Below are 12535 nucleotides of genomic sequence, written 5' to 3' on the forward strand. Positions count from 1 at the left end.
GCAGAATGGGCAACTGTATTCGATTGCAGTGCTCGCCGCCATGCGGTGGGCGCGCAATCATCACTGCCATCGGGAGGGCCGAGGCAGTCCCAAAAGACAGCCCGGCTTCGGGCGGACCGGATTAGGTGATATGGCAAAAGTGCAGTTGCAGGGTGTGCGCAAGGTCTATGACAACGGCCAGGTCGCGGTGAAGGACGCCAGCTTCGAGGTCGCCGATGGCGAGCTGATGGTGCTGGTCGGCCCGTCCGGCTGTGGCAAGTCGACCCTGCTGCGGATGGTGGCTGGGCTGGAAGAGATCAGCGGCGGCACGCTGACCATCGGCGATCGCGTGGTCAACGACGTGGCGCCGAAGGATCGCGACATCGCGATGGTGTTCCAGAGCTATGCGCTGTACCCGCACATGACCGTGGCCGAGAACCTGGCCTTCGGCCTGAAGCTGCGCGGCCATGACAAGGCGACGATCGACAGGCGCATCGCCGAGGCGGCGCAGACGCTGGGCCTGACCGAGATGATGGACAAGCTGCCCAAGGCGATGTCCGGCGGCCAGCGCCAGCGTGTTGCGCTGGGCCGCGCGCTGGTGCGTGAGCCGGCGGTGTTCCTGCTCGACGAGCCGCTGTCCAACCTGGATGCCAAGCTGCGCCACAGCGTGCGCACCGAGATCGCGCAGCTGCACCGCAAGCTGGGCACCACCATGATCTACGTGACGCACGACCAGGTCGAAGCGATGACCCTGGGCCAGCGCATCGTGGTGCTGAAGGACGGCGTCATCCAGCAGATCGACACGCCGATGGCGCTGTACGACCGCCCGGCCAATCTGTTCGTGGCCGGCTTCCTCGGCAGCCCGGCGATGAACGTGCTGCGTGGCACGCTGCAGGGTGATGCCGGTGGCGTGACCGTGGTTGATGGCGAATGGCGCGCGCCGCTGGGCCAGGCCACGATCGATCCGGCGTGGCTGCAGAAGCCGATCGCGGTGGGCGTGCGCCCGGAGCACCTGCAGCCGGCGACCGCCGACGATGCACATGCGTTCAACGCCCGCATCGAAGGCATCGAACCGGTCGGCAACGAGATCTTCGTCAACCTGAGCAGTGGCCAGCATGCGCTGACCATGCGCGTGGCGCCGCAGGCGCTGCCGGCGGTGGGTGAGCAGATCCGCGTGGCGATCCACCCGCAGGGGCTGCATTTCTTCAACCCGGAAACCGGCGAGCGCCTGTAATCGGTAGCGCCGGCTGCTGGCCGGCACTACCATTCATTCGCTGAAGGCGTGCGGCCCAATGGTCCGCACCCACCAAAGCGGCGGGTGGATTCAGCGCGCCAATCCGTCCAGCAATGGCATGCGCTGCGCGATGGCATCGCCGACCTGCAGATCGGCGTCACTGGCCTCCAACGGCAACACCGCCAGCGCCAGGTCACCGGCTACGCTGGCGATCGTGCCCAGCGCCGCGCCGTCCTGCTGCACGCCATCACCGGCCTGCGCCGGCTGCGCGGTATGCAGCAGCTGCACCGCGCGCTTGGCTTTGCCGAGGAAGTGGGTGCGGGCGACGATTTCCTGGCCCGGGTAGCAGCCCTTCTTCACGCTGTAGCCGTTCAGGCGATCCAGCCCCAGTTGCTGCGGAGTCCACACCTCGCGCTGGCTTTCCTCAAGCCGGGGCAGGCCGTAGCGCAGATCGGCCTGGCGCCAGGCCAGGGCGAAGGCCGCCTCATCGGCCTCGCTGCCGGCGGCGAAGGCGTCGGTAGCGGCGATGCGCAGGGTGCGCGGCAGGGCATCGCTGCCCAGGTCCAGCTCCCAGCCATCACCTGCGGCGTGCGCAATGGCGGCGCCACTGGCCGCCTCGGGCGCGGTGAAGGCGCCGGCCACCGCCAGGTCGCTGCGCACCAGCACCCTCACCTTGCGGCGGAACACGAAGCGCTGCAGTTGCGACGCAATCGCATCGGCATCGCCGTCGGCCAGCACCAGCATCACATGGTCTTCGGCCAGCCGAAGCAGCTGGAACACCGCCAGGGTGCGGCCCTTGGCACTCAGCCAGGCACTCCACTGCCAGTGCAGCAGGGGCAGGGCGGTGACATCGCTGCTGAACTGGGCGTGGGCGAAAACGGCCGCATCGACACCCTGCAGGCTCAGCAGCTGGTGGCCGGGAAGGCGCGGATATCCGACGAAAGCAGGGGGCAGGTTGTCAGGCACGTGAACGAGGTCTAAAATTTGTGCGTTGCGAGACCGAACATGATAGGCCAAACAACCCCCACTCCCGACGACGAATCTGAAGCCCCGCTGGTCCCTGCGGCACCCGTGCCCGTGGAACAGGAAAAAGCAGAAGAATTCGGCGGCCGCGGCGGACTTGATCCGGTGCGGTACGGCGATTGGGAGAAAAACGGACGCTGCATCGATTTCTGATCAGCATTGAGCCAACGCGGCCGTGTGCCGCCCAGCCGAGACAACGAGCCCAGCGAATGGCGACCAGACAACGCCCACTTTCCCCGCACCTTCAGGTGTATCGCTGGCAGATTCAGATGGCCACCTCGATCCTGCATCGAGCCACTGGCGTCTTTCTGTCTGTTGGTGCCCTCATCATCGCCGCCGGCCTGCTGGCCCTGATGATGGGGCCCGAGTCCTGGAACTGCTTCACCGGCCATGCCGGGGCCTGGTATGGCCGCGTGTTCCTGTTCGCGTGGACATGGTCGTTCGCCTATCACCTGTGCAATGGCATCCGCCATGTGGTGCAGGACTTCGCCATCGGCTTCAGCATTCCCGCCTTCATCCGCAGCAGCTGGCTGTCGGTCACCGGCAGCCTGGTGATCACCCTGCTGGTGTGGGCCTATGTGATGTTCGGAGGTGCCGCGTGAGCAGGTTCCGTACCCCGTTGAAGAGCGTGCGCGGCCTTGGTTCGGCCAAGACCGGCACCGAACACTTCGTGCACCAGCGCCTGACTGCCGCCGCCCTGGTGGTGCTGGGCATCTGGTTCCTGGTCTTCGTGCTGAGCCTGCTGGGTTCGGACTACGCGACCGCCGCCGCCGCCGTGGCCAAGCCGTGGAATGCCGTGCCGCTGATCGGCCTGCTGATCGCCATGTTCTGGCACGCGCAGCTCGGCATGCAGGTCGTGCTGGAAGACTACATCCACGAATCGCTGCTGGCCCTGGTGCTGCAGACCGCGGTGAAGTTCGTCGCCGTGCTCGGCATGATCGTCAGTGTGTTTGCGGTGGGCCGCATCGCCCTCGGCGTTGCCTGAGCCCAGGCACCAAGACAGGAATCCAGATTAGATGTCCGCTTACAAGATCACCGAACACAAGTACGACATGGTCGTGGTCGGCGCCGGCGGCGCCGGCCTGCGCGCCACGTTCGGCCTGGCCGCCAAGGGCCTGCAGACCGTGTGCCTGACCAAGGTCTTCCCGACCCGTTCGCACACTGTTGCCGCCCAGGGCGGTATCTCGGCCGCACTCGCCAACATGGGCGAGGACGACTGGCGCTACCACTTCTTCGACACCATCAAGGGTTCGGACTGGCTGGGCGACCAGGACGCCATCGAATACATGTGCCGTGAGGCCATCCCGGCCATCATCGAGCTCGAGCACTACGGCGTGCCGTTCTCGCGCACCGCCGAAGGCAAGATCTACCAGCGTCCGTTCGGTGGCATGACCACCAAGTACGGCGAAGGCCCGGCGGCGCAGCGTACCTGTGCGGCGGCCGACCGTACCGGCCACGCGATGCTGCACACGCTATACCAGCAGTCGCTGAAGCACGACGCACGCTTCATGATCGAGTACTTCGCGCTCGACCTGATCTTCGATGAAGAGGGCGCCTGCCGCGGTGTGCTGGCCCTGGACATGTCCGATGGCACCCTGCACCTGTTCCGCGCCCAGGGCGTGGTGCTGGCCACCGGCGGTTACGGCCGTGCCTACTTCAGCGCCACCTCGGCGCACACCTGCACCGGCGACGGTGGCGGCCTGGCCATGCGTGCCGGCATCGCCATGCAGGACATGGAGTTCGTGCAGTTCCACCCGACCGGCATCTACGGCGCCGGCTGCCTGATCACCGAGGGTGTCCGCGGTGAAGGCGGCATCCTGCGCAACAGCAGCGGCGAGCGCTTCATGGAGCGCTATGCACCGCACTACAAGGACCTGGCCTCGCGCGACGTGGTCAGCCGTTCGATGACCATCGAGATCCGCGAAGGCCGCGGCGTCGGTGAGCACAAGGACCACATCCTGCTCGACCTGACCCACCTCGGCCCGGGCGTGATCGACGACAAGCTGCCGGGCATCGCCGAAAGCGCCCGCATCTTCGCCGGCGTCGACGTGCACAAGCAGCCGATCCCGGTCATCCCGACCGTGCACTACAACATGGGCGGCATCCCGACCAACTACCACGGCGAAGTCGTGCGCAAGGTCGGCGACAACCCCGATGCGGTGGTGCCGGGCCTGTACGCCATCGGCGAAGCGGCCTGCGTGTCCGTGCACGGCGCCAACCGCCTGGGCTCGAATTCGCTGCTGGACCTGGTGGTGTTCGGTCGTGCGGTGGCCAACCGCTGCGCCGAGACCATCAAGCCGGGCGCATCGCACAAGCCGCTGCCGGCCGATGCCTGCGACAAGGCGCTGGGCCTGCTGGACAAGCTGCGCCACGCCAACGGCGATACCCCGACCTCGGTCATCCGCGATCGCATGCAGCGCACCATGCAGGCCGACGCGGCGGTCTTCCGCACCAGCCAGACGCTGAAGGAAGGCTGCGAGAAGATGGACAAGATCTTCGACTCGTTCCAGGACGTGAAGGTCTCCGACCGTTCGCTGGTGTGGAACTCGGACCTGATCGAGACCTACGAGCTGAACAACCTGCTGCTCAACGCGGTGGCGACGATCAACTCGGCCGAACAGCGCAAGGAAAGCCGCGGCGCGCATGCGCACGAGGACTTCCCGGACCGCGACGATGTCAACTGGCAGAAGCACACCCTGGTCAGCGTCGACGAGAAGGGCAAGTGCAGCTTCGACTACCGTCCGGTGCACATGTACACGTTGACCGACGACGTGTCCGTAGTGCCGCCGAAGCCGCGCGTGTACTGATCCGACCCCGCCTACCATGCAATCCGCGCCCACGGGCGCGGGCCGCCTGAGCCAACGAGAGCAGCCATGGCCGAGTTTTCACTCCCCAAGAATTCCAAGATCACGAAGGGCAAGCACTTCCCCGTCAAGAACGGCGGCAAGAACGTGCGCACCTTCAAGATCTACCGCTGGAGTCCGGACGACGACAGCAACCCGCGCACTGATACCTATGAAGTCGATCTGGACGCCTGTGGCCCGATGGTCCTGGACGCCCTGATCAAGATCAAGAACGAGATCGACCCGACCCTGACCTTCCGCCGCTCCTGCCGCGAAGGTATCTGTGGCTCGTGCGCGATGAACATCGACGGCACCAACACCCTGGCCTGCACCCGAGCCATCTCGGACTGCGGCAAGAAGGAAGTGCCGATCTATCCGCTGCCGCACATGAACGTGGTCAAGGACCTGGTTCCTGACCTGACCCACTTCTACGCGCAGTACGCGTCGATCAAGCCGTGGATCCGCACCCAGACCCCGGCACCGCCGGACCGTGAGCGCCTGCAGTCGCCGGAAGACCGCAAGAAGCTGGACGGCCTCTACGAGTGCATCCTGTGCGCCTGCTGCTCGACCAGCTGCCCGAGCTACTGGTGGAACGGCGAGCGTTACCTGGGCCCGGCGATCCTGCTGCAGGCCTACCGCTGGATCATCGACTCGCGCGATGAGGACACCGGTGCGCGCCTGGACGATCTGGAAGATCCGTTCAAGCTGTACCGCTGCCACACCATCATGAACTGCGCCCGGACCTGTCCGAAGGGCCTGAACCCGGCGCTGGCGATCGCCGAGATCAAGAAGCTGATGATGGAACGCCGCGCCTGATACGGCGCCGGGTAGTTGCATGACCCCAGCAGAGCCACGCCATGCGTGGCTTTGCTGTATCTGGAGAAGCACGATGGAAGAAGATGTTCTGCTGAAGAAGCTGCGCTGGCGTTGCCGCCGCGGCATGCGCGAACTGGACCAGTTGTTCGGCCGTTACCTGGACCACGAATGGAGCACTGCGCCGACCGAAGAGCGCGAGGTTTTCCTGTTCCTGCTCGATTGCGAGGACGATAAGTTGTGGCGCTGGTTCATGGGCTATGAGGCCTGCCCGCATGCGCACGCGATCCCTCTCATGCAGAAGATCCTCGCCCTCAAGCCTTGAGTGGCGTCCCTCGCGGCTGCAGGCCGCCGCCCAGCTGGCGGTGCTGCTGGCCGCGCCCTGGCTGCTGCGCGCCTCGGAGCTGCCGCCACGCCTGCTGATGCCCGCCGTGCTGCTGGCCTGGGGCCTTGGCCTGGCCGAGCTGGCCTGGCGGCTGCGCAGGCCGCGCCTGCAGGTGCGGCTGCCGCCGCTTCCCGAGCCGCTGCAGGTGGCCGGGCAGGACATCGAGGTGCCACGGCTGGTGGTGCGTGGTGCCTGGCTGTTGTTGTCCTGGCGTGAGGGCCGACGCCGTCGGCGCCTGTTGTTCTGGCCGGATGTGCTCGATTCCGGGCAGCGACGTGAACTGCGACTGGCCGTGGCCGCACGTGCCGTTTCCCGTCGGCCGCGTACGATGGCACCATAAGCTGAATTGACTGGCGTGCCTGCATGTTCAAACCCATCCCCGTGGCGATCGGCCTGCGCTATCTGCGCGCCAAGCGCCGCAACGGCTTCATCTCCTTCATCTCGATGGCATCGATCCTGGGCATCGCGCTCGGCGTCACGGTGCTGATCACCACGCTGGCGGTAATGAGCGGTTTCCAGAAGGAAATCCGCAGCCGCCTGCTGCAGATGACCGCGCACACCACCATCAGTCGCGACGGCGAGCCGATGCCGGACTGGATGCGTGTGGTCGACATCGCCAGCAAGGACCCGCGCGTGGCGGGTGCCGCGCCGTACATCGAGATCCAGTCGATGATCAGTGGCCCGCGCGTCCAGGGCGCGATCATCCAGGGCATCGACCCGGCGCTGGAGCCGAAGGTGTCGGTGATCGACAAGAAGGTCACCAAGGGCAGCTATGACAGCCTCAAGCCGGGCAGCTTCAACCTGCTGCTGGGCAAGGAGCTGGCGATCTGGCTGGGCGTGGACGTCGGCGACCAGGTACTGGTGACCTTCGCCGAAGTGCAGGGCACGCCTGCCGGCGCAGTGCCGCGGATGAAGCGTTTCACCGTCAGCGGCATCTTCGAAGCCGGTTACAACGAGGTCGACCGTGGCGTCGGCTTCGCCAACATGCAGGACCTGGAGCGCGTGCTGCGCAGTGACGGTGCCACCGGCGTGCGGCTGAAGCTGCACGACATGGACCGCTCGCTGGAGGTGGGCGTGGACCTGGCGCAGAGCCTCGGTGGCGCCTACCGCGTGAGTGACTGGACCCAGCAGAATGCCAACCTCTACCACTCGCTGCGCATGGAGAAGGTGGTGATGGGCATCCTGCTGTCGCTGATCATCGCCATGGGCGCGTTCAACCTGGTGTCCTCGCAGGTGATGCTGGTCACCGACAAGCAGGCCGATATCGCGATCCTGCGCACCCTCGGCCTGACCCCGGGCGGGGTGATGCAGGTGTTCATGGTGCAGGGTTCGCTGATCGGCATCTTCGGCACCCTGGCCGGGCTGATCGGCGGCATCACCCTGACCCTCAACCTCGAACGCATTCTCGGTGCCATCGAGGCGGTGTTCAACGTCAAGCTGATGCCTGAGGACGTGTACTACATCACCGGCCTGCCGACCGACATGCAGACCGGCGACGTGGTGGCGATCACCGTGGTCGCGCTGCTGATGAGCTTCCTGGCCACCCTGTATCCCGCCTGGCGGGCAGCACGCACCCAGCCGGCGGAGGCCCTGCGCTATGAATAAGGTCTTCAACCGTGGCGATGAAGTGATCCGCGCCGAAGCACTGGGCAAGACCTACGCCGAAGGGCGCATGCAGACCCCGGTGTTCGATGGCCTGGACCTGACCGTGACCGCCGGCGAGACGGTGGCGATCATCGGTGCGTCCGGCGCCGGCAAGAGCACGCTGCTGCACCTGCTGGGCGGGTTGGATGTTCCGACCGCTGGCGAGGTCTATGTGACGGGCCAACGCATGTCGGCGCTGTCGGATACCGCGCGCGGCCTGCTGCGCAACCAGGCGCTGGGCTTCGTCTACCAGTTCCATCACCTGCTGCCGGAATTCACCGCGCTGGAAAACGTGATGATGCCGGTGCTGCTGGCCGGTACCGCCGTGGCCGAGGCGTCCAGCCGCGCAACGGCCCTGCTGGAGGCGGTCGGCCTCGGCCATCGCCTGGACCACAAGCCGGGCGAGCTGTCCGGTGGCGAACGCCAGCGTGCCGCGGTGGCGCGTGCACTGGTCAACCACCCGGCCTGCGTGCTCGGCGACGAGCCGACCGGCAACCTGGATGACCGCACCGCCGGCACCGTGTTCGACCTGATGCTGGAACTCAACCGTGCCCGCCACACCAGCCTGGTGCTGGTCACCCACGACCGCAGCCTGGCGCGTCGCCTCGATCGGGTGCTGGAACTGCGCGAAGGGCGGCTGCACGCGTTGGCCCACGCCGACGTCTGAGGCGCTGGGCCCGCATTGGTAGAAGCCGACCTTGGTCGGCTGCTGCTGCGGGGCAAGCGCCAACCAAGGTTGGCGACTACCGGATTCCGGAGCCTTGGGCCTGCTTTGGTAGAGGTCGACCTTGGTCGACCGCCGACCGGCGGCTGAATGGGGGCCCGGTCGTCGCACGGACGCCACCCTGGCAGGCGCATGATGGCGACAGTACCCCGAGGAGATCGCCATGAAGACCCCGATCCTGATGGCCGGCCTCTGCCTGGCTCTGGCCGCCTGTGCGACCACCGGCCGGCTCAGCAGCGCCGAGAAGCTGGACCTGTACCGTGCGCATGCCGGTGCGCCGCAGAACGACATGCAGTTCTTCGGCAGCCTCAATGGCTGGACCGAACTGGGAGACAGCGCGCTGGCGGTATGGACCCGCCCCAGCGAAGCCTATCTGCTGGAGTTGAACGGCCCCTGCCAGGACCTGACGTTTGCCACCGCCATCGGCCTGACCAGCCAGATGAATCGCGTTTCGACGCGCTTCGACAAGGTGCTGGTGCGCGACCCCACGGGCGGCCCACGCATGCCGTGCTTCATCAAGAGCATCCGCAAGCTGGATGTGAAGGCGTTGCGCGCGTCCGAGCAGGAGCTGCGCCAGGCCCAAGTGCAGGAGCGCGAGGAAGACACGAAATAGCGGCGTAGTGCCGGCCGGCTTCTCCGCGTCCTTCTCGAACAGGAACTTGACCAGTTCGCCTTCCAGGAACGCGCGGTGTTCGGGCGTGCGGGGCGAAAGGCGGTTTTCGTTGATCAGCATGGTCTGGTGCGCCAGCCACGCCGACCAGGCCTGCTTGCCGATGTTGTTGAAGACGCGCTGGCCCAGTTCGCCGGGGTAGGGCACGAAGTCCAGGCCCTCGGCATCGCGTTGTTCGTACTGGCAGAAGACGGTTCGGGACATGGCACTCACTCGTGGTTGCGGGGTTTCTTGGAATTTCGTTTCGGCGCCTTGATGGCGGTGCCGTCGAGCAGCTTGCGGATCGGCGCGGGCAGGCCCAGCGCGGGCAGTTCGTCGGCAGCGACCCAGCGCAGCGTGGGTTCTTCCACGCGCAGGCCGCTTACCTGCCGTGACAGTACCTGCAGATGCAGCTTGTAGTGGCTGAAGGTGTGCTGCAGCACCGGCAGTTCCTCGGCATCTTCCAATGAACCGTCGACGTGCGCATCGAACCAGTCCTGCAGCATGCTGCCGGCTTCGGCCTGCGGCAGGGTCCACAGCTGCGCCCAGATGCCGGTGTCCGGCCGTTTCTGCAGCAGCACGCGCTGTTGGGCGTCGCGCAGCAGCAGCGCCACCGCTTCGCGTTCGGGCAGCGTCTTGACGGGCTTGGGCGTGGGCAGTTCGGCAGTGCGGCCTTCGCGGCGCGCCATGCAGTCGTCGTGCAGCGGGCAGATCACGCAGGCCGGTTTCGCGCGGCTGCAGACGGTCGCGCCCAGGTCCATCTGCGCCTGGGTGTAGTCGGCCATGCGCCCGCCTGGGACCTGCGCCACATGTGCCTCGGCGATCGCCCACAGCTGCTTCTCGATGGCCGGCAGGCCGGGGAAGCCGTCGATGCCGTGGTAGCGGCTGAGTACGCGCTTGACGTTGCCGTCGAGGATCGCGAACGGGTCGTTCCAGGCCTGGCTGAGGATCGCGCCAGCGGTGCTGCGGCCGATGCCGGGCAGCGCGTGCAGTGCATCGAAATCGCGCGGCAGGTCGCCGCCGTACAGTTCCACGCAGCGCTTGGCCGCGGCATGCAGGTTGCGTGCGCGGGCGTAGTAGCCGAGCCCGGCCCACTGCGCCATCACCGCGTCGTTGCTGGCCGCGGCAAGGTCGGGCAGGGTCGGGAAGTGCTGCAGGAACCGCTGGAAATACGGGATGACCGTGGCCACCTGGGTCTGCTGCAGCATGATCTCCGACAGCCAGACCCGGTACGGGCTGCGCGGGTGCTGCCAGGGCAGGTCGTGGCGGCCGTGGCCGTCGAACCAGTGCAGCAGGCGGCGGACGAAGCCGTCTTCCTCGGCAGTGTTGGCGCTGGCGTGCGGCTGGCGTGGCATCGGTGTTCCGGAGGAGGGCAGCCACCATGGGGTGGCTCTACCGGTTCCAGTAGAGCCACCCCACGGGGGGCTGCGCGGTATATCAGGCGCCCAGCGCTTCAGGCAGCAGGGCGTCGACGAAGGCTTCCGGATCGAACACGCGCAGGTCTTCCGGGCGCTCGCCGATGCCGGCGAAGCGGATCGGGATGCCGAACTCGCGGGCGAGCGCGAACACCACGCCGCCCTTGGCGGTGCCGTCCAGCTTGGTCACCACCAGGCCGGTCACGTTCACCGCGGCATTGAACTGGCGCAGCTGCGACAGCGCGTTCTGGCCGGTGGTGCCATCGATCACCATCAGCACCTCGTGCGGGGCGGTGGGGTCGATCTTGCCGAGCACGCGGCGGATCTTGCCCAGTTCGTTCATCAGCCCGGACTGGGTGTGCAGGCGGCCGGCGGTGTCGGCGATCAGCACCGAGGTGCCGCGGGCCTTGCCGGCCTGCAGCGCATCGAATGCCACCGATGCGGCATCGGCGTTCTGGCCCTGGGCGACCACGGCCACGCCGTTGCGCTCGCCCCAGGCCTGCAGCTGGGCCACGGCGGCGGCGCGGAAGGTGTCGCCGGCGGCCAGCATCAGGCTGTGGCCCTCGTCCTTGAAGCGCTTGGCCAGCTTGCCGATGGTGGTGGTCTTGCCAACGCCGTTGACGCCGACGGTGAGCACCACGAAGGGCTTGGCAGTGCGGTCGATCACCAGCGGCTTGGCCACCGGCTGCAGGATCGCGATCAGTTCGCTGCGCAGCGCGGCCAGCAGCGCATTGGCGTCGGCGAATTCGCGCGACTTCATGCGCTTGCGCAGGCCTTCCACCAGGTCGGTGGTGGCGCCCACGCCGACGTCGGCGGTAATCAGCGCGGTTTCCAGCTCGTCCAGCAGGTCGTCGTCGAGCTTGGGATTGCGCGAGAACAGGCCGCCGAAGCTGCGTGCGATGACGCTGTTGCGCAGGCGTTCGCGCCAGCCCGGCTTGCCGGCCGGAGCCGGGGCGGCGTCGACCAGCACCGGCAGATCAGCGGCGGGCGCAGCCGGTGCTTCGGCCGGGGTGACCGGCGCCAGCGGTGCGAGTACGGCTGCAGCGGCCAGGGCTTCGGCTTCGAAGTCTTCTGCGGCGATGATGCGTTCCGCGGCCGGCGGTGCCGGTGCGGCGGCCGGCGCTTCGGGCACTGCGACCGGCGCAGGTGCAGGCGTCGGCGTGGGCGTGGCAGCCTCGGGCGTGTTCAGCGCGGCTGGCGGAGCGGCCGGGGCTTGGTCGACCGGGGCAGCGGACGGGAATGCCGCCGCCAGCTCTTCAGCCGAGTAGTGCTGGGTCTTGGGCGCCTCGGTTGCGGGGGCGTCCTGGGGCTTCTTGCGGCGGAAAAAACTGAGCATTGGCAAAAGGCGCTGAAATCAGAGGGATATGCTACCACTCGGGCCTGTCGGGCCGATGTGGACTCAAGGACGCGGCCTGCCGGCCGTTAACCGGTCCGGAGGGCTGCGCAGGGTGGCCCGGAGACCGCCATGAACAACGTGATGGGAATGGCCCTCGGCGGAATGCGTGCGGCCCAGCAGGGTGTGCAGGTGGCCGCACACAACGTGGCCAACCTGGCGACCCCCGATGCCCAGCACCTGCAGCTGCAGCGTGGTGCCGCGGAGCAGGGCGGGGTGCAGGCTGTGGTGACGACTACCGGCACCGAATCCGGCGCGCCGCTCGGCGACCTGCTGGCGGCCCGGGCCGAAGTGCTGGCGTTCGACGCCAACGCCTCGGTGATCCGCCGCGAGGACCAGATGCTGGGCTCGTTGCTGGACCGGGACGCCTGAGCCGCTAGGCTTTGGTGGGTGCCAACCGCTGCCCTTGGTGGGTGCCAACCTTGGTTGGCAC

General features: G+C 67.2%; 15 protein-coding genes and 1 pseudogene. 12 read left to right on the forward strand and 4 right to left on the reverse strand.

Annotation, left to right across the window (positions count from 1 at the left end; all coding sequences use genetic code 11):
- The first annotated feature begins 130 nt into the window (after positions 1-130).
- Entirely contained in the window at positions 131-1213 is a 1083-nt protein-coding gene (ugpC, locus tag O0J73_RS06390; protein ID WP_308308270.1) for a sn-glycerol-3-phosphate ABC transporter ATP-binding protein UgpC, read from the forward strand.
- A 90-nt stretch (positions 1214-1303) separates the two neighbouring features.
- Here the strand turns inward: ugpC and O0J73_RS06395 are convergent, their stop codons facing one another.
- Positions 1304-2179, reverse strand: a complete 876-nt coding sequence (locus O0J73_RS06395; protein WP_308308271.1) for a folate-binding protein — start codon at positions 2177-2179, stop codon at positions 1304-1306.
- Positions 2180-2218: 39 nt separating this feature from the next.
- Between O0J73_RS06395 and O0J73_RS06400 the strand changes: the two genes are divergently transcribed.
- From O0J73_RS06400 to O0J73_RS06445, 10 genes are all read left to right on the forward strand, one after another.
- Positions 2219-2389, forward strand: coding sequence for a DUF1674 domain-containing protein (locus O0J73_RS06400; protein WP_005409075.1), 171 nt, complete (start codon positions 2219-2221; stop codon positions 2387-2389).
- A 56-nt stretch (positions 2390-2445) separates the two neighbouring features.
- The gene (gene sdhC / locus O0J73_RS06405) at positions 2446-2838 is read left to right on the forward strand and encodes a succinate dehydrogenase, cytochrome b556 subunit (RefSeq protein WP_005409076.1); all 393 of its coding nucleotides are present in this window, start codon (positions 2446-2448) and stop codon (positions 2836-2838) included.
- Positions 2835-3221, forward strand: coding sequence for a succinate dehydrogenase, hydrophobic membrane anchor protein (sdhD, locus tag O0J73_RS06410; protein WP_006432981.1), 387 nt, complete (start codon positions 2835-2837; stop codon positions 3219-3221). The genes sdhC and sdhD overlap by 4 nt, the downstream gene beginning before the upstream one ends.
- A 31-nt stretch (positions 3222-3252) precedes the next feature.
- Positions 3253-5043, forward strand: coding sequence for a succinate dehydrogenase flavoprotein subunit (gene sdhA / locus O0J73_RS06415; protein WP_006432983.1), 1791 nt, complete (start codon positions 3253-3255; stop codon positions 5041-5043).
- Positions 5044-5109: 66 nt separating this feature from the next.
- Positions 5110-5895 (forward strand): succinate dehydrogenase iron-sulfur subunit, encoded by a 786-nt coding sequence (locus O0J73_RS06420; protein ID WP_005409079.1) that lies wholly within the window; start codon positions 5110-5112, stop codon positions 5893-5895.
- Between the two features lie 73 nt (positions 5896-5968).
- Positions 5969-6217 (forward strand): succinate dehydrogenase assembly factor 2, encoded by a 249-nt coding sequence (locus tag O0J73_RS06425; protein ID WP_005409080.1) that lies wholly within the window; start codon positions 5969-5971, stop codon positions 6215-6217.
- Complete coding sequence (locus O0J73_RS06430) at positions 6168-6617, forward strand: hypothetical protein (RefSeq protein WP_049457520.1); 450 nt, start codon at positions 6168-6170, stop codon at positions 6615-6617. The genes O0J73_RS06425 and O0J73_RS06430 overlap by 50 nt, the downstream gene beginning before the upstream one ends.
- Before the next feature lie 23 nt (positions 6618-6640).
- On the forward strand, positions 6641-7882 hold the full coding sequence (locus O0J73_RS06435; protein WP_006433034.1) for a lipoprotein-releasing ABC transporter permease subunit: 1242 nt from the start codon (positions 6641-6643) through the stop codon (positions 7880-7882).
- Positions 7875-8588 carry a lipoprotein-releasing ABC transporter ATP-binding protein LolD gene (lolD, locus tag O0J73_RS06440; protein WP_006433035.1) on the forward strand — a complete coding sequence of 238 codons (714 nt, stop codon included), beginning with the start codon at positions 7875-7877 and terminating at the stop codon, positions 8586-8588. The genes O0J73_RS06435 and lolD overlap by 8 nt, the downstream gene beginning before the upstream one ends.
- A gap of 220 nt (positions 8589-8808) precedes the next feature.
- Entirely contained in the window at positions 8809-9258 is a 450-nt protein-coding gene (locus O0J73_RS06445) for a DUF6491 family protein (RefSeq protein ID WP_006433036.1), read from the forward strand.
- Positions 9259-9267: 9 nt separating this feature from the next.
- Here the strand turns inward: O0J73_RS06445 and O0J73_RS06450 are convergent.
- From O0J73_RS06450 to ftsY, 3 genes and pseudogenes are all read right to left on the reverse strand, one after another.
- Positions 9268-9519 (reverse strand): annotated as a pseudogene (locus O0J73_RS06450) (oxidative damage protection protein); the annotation flags it as partial.
- 5 nt (positions 9520-9524) lie between these two features.
- Complete coding sequence (gene mutY / locus O0J73_RS06455) at positions 9525-10649, reverse strand: A/G-specific adenine glycosylase (protein ID WP_006433085.1); 1125 nt, start codon at positions 10647-10649, stop codon at positions 9525-9527.
- An 82-nt stretch (positions 10650-10731) separates the two neighbouring features.
- Positions 10732-12045 carry a signal recognition particle-docking protein FtsY gene (gene ftsY, locus O0J73_RS06460; protein WP_308308272.1) on the reverse strand — a complete coding sequence of 438 codons (1314 nt, stop codon included), beginning with the start codon at positions 12043-12045 and terminating at the stop codon, positions 10732-10734.
- A 129-nt stretch (positions 12046-12174) separates the two neighbouring features.
- On the opposite strand from ftsY, the gene O0J73_RS06465 reads away from it, so the two are divergent.
- On the forward strand, positions 12175-12474 hold the full coding sequence (locus tag O0J73_RS06465) for a hypothetical protein (protein ID WP_006433090.1): 300 nt from the start codon (positions 12175-12177) through the stop codon (positions 12472-12474).
- Positions 12475-12535 lie beyond the last annotated feature (61 nt).

The organism is Stenotrophomonas sp. Sm6012 (genome assembly GCF_030985895.1).
In the GTDB taxonomy this organism is placed as follows: domain Bacteria; phylum Pseudomonadota; class Gammaproteobacteria; order Xanthomonadales; family Xanthomonadaceae; genus Stenotrophomonas; species Stenotrophomonas forensis.

Coding starts and splice junctions, on each gene's coding strand:
- O0J73_RS06400 (WP_005409075.1), top strand. CDS start 2,219: ATGATAGGCCAAACAACCCCCACTCCCGACGACGAATCTGAAGCCCCG.
- O0J73_RS06465 (WP_006433090.1), top strand. CDS start 12,175: ATGAACAACGTGATGGGAATGGCCCTCGGCGGAATGCGTGCGGCCCAG.
- ftsY (WP_308308272.1), bottom strand. CDS start 12,045: ATGCTCAGTTTTTTCCGCCGCAAGAAGCCCCAGGACGCCCCCGCAACC.
- mutY (WP_006433085.1), bottom strand. CDS start 10,649: ATGCCACGCCAGCCGCACGCCAGCGCCAACACTGCCGAGGAAGACGGC.
- O0J73_RS06420 (WP_005409079.1), top strand. CDS start 5,110: ATGGCCGAGTTTTCACTCCCCAAGAATTCCAAGATCACGAAGGGCAAG.
- ugpC (WP_308308270.1), top strand. CDS start 131: ATGGCAAAAGTGCAGTTGCAGGGTGTGCGCAAGGTCTATGACAACGGC.
- O0J73_RS06445 (WP_006433036.1), top strand. CDS start 8,809: ATGAAGACCCCGATCCTGATGGCCGGCCTCTGCCTGGCTCTGGCCGCC.
- lolD (WP_006433035.1), top strand. CDS start 7,875: ATGAATAAGGTCTTCAACCGTGGCGATGAAGTGATCCGCGCCGAAGCA.
- sdhC (WP_005409076.1), top strand. CDS start 2,446: ATGGCGACCAGACAACGCCCACTTTCCCCGCACCTTCAGGTGTATCGC.
- O0J73_RS06435 (WP_006433034.1), top strand. CDS start 6,641: ATGTTCAAACCCATCCCCGTGGCGATCGGCCTGCGCTATCTGCGCGCC.
- O0J73_RS06430 (WP_049457520.1), top strand. CDS start 6,168: ATGCGCACGCGATCCCTCTCATGCAGAAGATCCTCGCCCTCAAGCCTT.
- O0J73_RS06425 (WP_005409080.1), top strand. CDS start 5,969: ATGGAAGAAGATGTTCTGCTGAAGAAGCTGCGCTGGCGTTGCCGCCGC.
- sdhA (WP_006432983.1), top strand. CDS start 3,253: ATGTCCGCTTACAAGATCACCGAACACAAGTACGACATGGTCGTGGTC.